2 protein-coding genes and 1 pseudogene are annotated in these 3940 nt (G+C 71.8%); all 3 read left to right on the top strand.

Annotation, left to right across the window (positions count from 1 at the left end; genetic code table 11):
* Positions 1-216 (top strand): annotated as a pseudogene (locus L1885_RS24955) (hypothetical protein); the annotation flags it as partial.
* Between the two features lie 796 nt (positions 217-1012).
* On the top strand, positions 1013-2287 hold the full coding sequence (locus L1885_RS24950) for a L,D-transpeptidase (protein WP_235799430.1): 1275 nt from the start codon (positions 1013-1015) through the stop codon (positions 2285-2287).
* Between the two features lie 317 nt (positions 2288-2604).
* Positions 2605-3940 (top strand): ABC transporter permease (locus L1885_RS24945; RefSeq protein ID WP_235799429.1); only part of this gene is annotated, 1336 nt, incomplete at its 3' end.

The following is a 3940-nucleotide window of genomic DNA, read 5'->3' as shown; positions in this document are numbered from 1 at the left end:
CCGGCATCGCGAGTCCGGGAGTTCGCCGAGCGGATCGGCCGGCACCTCGGCCTGCCCGCGCGGTCCGTCGACCCCGAGGACGCCGACGCCCACTTCGGCTTCCTGGGCCGCCTCGTCGGCCGCGACAACCCGATCCCGGGGGACGTCGCGCCCAGCGCGAGCTGGCGCGACGCCCGCGCGCTCTGCCCGGCGAACGCGGCGCTCCCGGAGCCGTAGGCGGCCCGGACGTCCGCGCCGGAGTCCGACGCGTCGTCGTCGGCCGCGCCCCGGCCGCCGGAGCGTCCCGCCGAATCCTTCTCCGGCGCCGCCGCGGAGCCCGGACCCGACCGCGGTCCCGACACCGTCGCCCGGCCGTCTCTGTGCACCGCGGGCGCGTGCGGCCCCGCGCCGTGGGCAGACGGGACGAAGAACAGGCCGCAGAGCATGACGCCGGCTGCGCCGGCGGTCACGAGCGGACGGAACGCGACAGAGCGGAATGCGACGGACACGAGATCGATCCCCTTGTGACGAAACCGAATTGGCGGGGTGCGCCGATGCTAGTGAAGGCGGCCCGCCGGGGGAAAGTCGCCTTCCAGTTCGATCACGGTGCGCGTGTGCGCGGGTGCGGAGCGTGCACCCCGTCACGCGGCCGGGCGAGGCCCCTGCGCGGCGGCGCCCCGTCGGGACGTGCGGCCGTGCCCGGGCGGGACGTGCGGCCGCGCCCCGGTGGGACGTAGGTCCGGGACCCACGTCCTGAAGTGGTCCTGAACGGGACGGGACGGTACGAGCCGCGCCGAAAGCGTGTCACCCTGGGAGACCCGGCCCTCGTTCGCAGCCGGTCGCACACGGCCGGCAAGGGGCGGCGGGGCAGGCCGCGACCGGGGCGGAAACCGGCATCGGACCGGATGCCCGCGGTGCGGCGGGCGGCGCGTGGCGCAGCAGTGGCCTCGGACACACCGCACGGCGATGTGGAACCGAAGGGCACGCCACCGCTGTTCTTAAGGGCTATCGGCAGAGTTGTTGTTCGGCGACGATGGAGAAGCGTGTGATGACGGCAAGGAAGCGGCGCACCAGCATTGCGGCCGCGTCCGCGGCACTGGGCGGCGTCCTGGTGCTCTCGGCGTGCGGCGGCGGCCACGGCGGCGGGAGCGGGGACGCGGCGTCCTCACCGAAGCAGTCGCAGGCCGCGGCCGTCGACAAGGCGGCCGCGCAGGACACGTCCGACGCGAAGATAGCCATCACGCCGGGCAACGGCTCCGACAACGCGAGCATCAACAACGCCGCCAAGGTCAGCGTCACCGACGGCACGCTGACAAATGTGAGCCTCACCACAGCCGACGGCACCGCCGTCAAGGGCACCCTCGCCGCCGACGGCAAGAGCTGGAGCCCGGACGCGCAGCTCTCGCGCTCCACCACGTACAAGATCGCGGCGACGGCGAAGGACTCCAAGGGCCGCGGCGCCAACGAGAACTCGACGTTCACCACCGTCTCGCCGTCCAACAGCTTCATCGGGAACTTCACGCCCGAGGACGGCTCCACGGTCGGCGTCGGCATGCCGGTGTCGATCAACTTCGACAAGTCGATCACGGACAAGAAGGACGTGCAGTCGCACATCCAGGTCTCGTCCACCAGCGGGCAGCAGGTCGTCGGCCACTGGTTCAACTCGCAGCGCCTGGACTTCCGCCCGCAGAACTACTGGCAGGCCGGCAGCAAGGTCACGCTGAAGCTGAACCTGGACGGCGTCCAGGGCGCGAAGGGCACCTACGGGGTCCAGCAGAAGACCGTGACGTTCACCGTCGGGCGCAACCAGGTGAGCACGGTCGACGCGGCGGCGCACACCATGGTCGTGCAGCAGGACGGCAAGACCGTCCGCACCATCCCCATCTCCGCCGGCTCGCCCGAGCACACCACGTACAACGGCCAGATGGTGATCTCCGAGAAGTACAAGAAGACCCGCATGAACGGTGCGACGGTCGGCTTCACGGACTCCGACGGCAAGGGCGAGTACGACATCAAGGACGTGCCCGACGCGATGCGCCTGACCAACTCGGGCACCTTCGTCCACGGCAACTACTGGGGCGGGCCTTCGGTGTTCGGCAACTCCAACACCAGCCACGGCTGCGTGGGCCTGCAGGACGTCAAGGGCGCCGGCGACCCGAACATGCCGGCGCACTGGTTCTTCGACCACTCGCTGCTCGGTGACGTGGTCGTCGTCAAGAACTCGCACGACAAGACCGTGCAGCCCGACAACGGCCTCAACGGCTGGAACATGAGCTGGGCGGACTGGCAGGCGGGTTCCGCGGTCTGATCCCCGCCGGCCGGACCCGTCCGGCCGACAGGACCCGCGACGGCCACCGGCCCGCGCGGGACCGCTCACCAACGACGAAGAGACGGCGGCCGCACCCTCCCGGGGTGCGGCCGCCGCGTCGTGTCCGGACGGGGGGCGACGCGGGCCCCGGCCGGGTCCCGGCCCGGGGCCGGAGTGGGCGCGGGGACCGGCGGGGCGCCGGAGCGGCCGGTCGTACGCGGTCCCCGGGCGCGGCTGCGGGACCCGGGCGACGGCTTCTCATCCTGCTCTCATCGTCGCCTCAACAAGCTGTCACCACCCGCCCGTAATTTCACGCCATGTTCGTCACCTACCTCCGGCGCGAATTGCGTCGCCGCAGAAAAGCGGCCCTCGTCGTCGCCTCAGGACTCGCTCTCGGCATCGCCCTGGTCATCGTGGTCAGTTCGGTCACCGCCGGGATGAACAAGGCGCAGGACAAGGTCCTGCAGTCCCTCTACGGTCTCGGCACCGACATGACCGTCACCAAGGCGGCGCCCGCCGCCGCGAGCAGCGGGGACGCCGGCCGTCCCCGTTTCGACTTCAAGGGGCAGAACAACGACGACAAGAGCAGCCAGAGCACGGACCGCGTGATGGTCCAGGGCTTCCAGACACTCGCGGACTCGACCGTCGCGAAGGTCAAGGCGCAGCACGGGGTCGCCTCCGCCATCGGCGGCCTCAGCCTCAACGACCTCAAGGTCAACGGCCAGTTCAAGCGGGGCGAGTTCAAGCCCGGCGAGGGCGGCGGCCGCGGCTCCCGGGGCGGCGGGGGTGCCGCCGGCGGCCAGGTGCAGGGCGGCGGCGCGTCCTTCAGCGTCGACTCGTTCACCGTCTTCGGCACGGACGTCACCGACGCGACCCTCGGCCCGCTGACGAGCTCGAAGCTCACCAAGGGCCGGACGTTCAAGACGTCGGAGACCGACGCCGACGTGGCGCTCGTGGACAGCGCGTACGCCAAGCAGAAGAGCCTCGACGTCGGCAAGACGCTCACCATCCACGGCACCAAGTTCACGATCATCGGCATCGCCACCGCGGACAGCGGTGACGCGGCGGCCAACGTCTACATACCGCTGCGGAAGGCGCAGACCCTCGCGGACGCCAAGGCGAAGGTCACCACCGTCTACGTCAAGGCGACCGACTCGCAGCAGATCGACGCCGTGAAGGCGGCGGTGCAGAAGAACGTCTCCGGCACGACCGTCACCACCTCCGCCGACCTCGCCTCCACCGTGTCGGGATCGCTGTCCACCGCGTCCGGCCTCGCCTCGAACGTCGGCAGGTGGCTCTCGCTCGCCGTGCTCGTCGCGGCGTTCCTGGTGGCGGGCCTGCTGACGTCGTCGGCGGTCAGCCGCCGCGTGCGGGAGTTCGGCACGCTCAAGGCTCTCGGCTGGAAGAGCGGCCGCGTCACCCGGCAGGTCATGGGCGAGGCCCTGGTCAACGGCCTCGTCGGCGGGGTGCTCGGCATCGCGCTGGGCCTGATCGGCGCGTACGTCGTCTCCGCGATCAGCCCGACCCTGACCGCGCAGCTCGCGGGCGGCGCCGGCGGCGGAGGCGGTGGCCGCGGCTTCGGCGGCGGAGGCGGCGGGTTCGGTGGCGGTGGCGGTGGCGGCGGCTTCGGGGGCTTCGGCGCCGGGGGTCCCG

This window comes from Streptomyces fuscigenes (genome assembly GCF_021556455.1).
GTDB classification, from domain to species: domain Bacteria; phylum Actinomycetota; class Actinomycetes; order Streptomycetales; family Streptomycetaceae; genus Streptomyces; species Streptomyces fuscigenes.
This window is presented reverse-complemented; position numbering and strand designations above follow the sequence as displayed.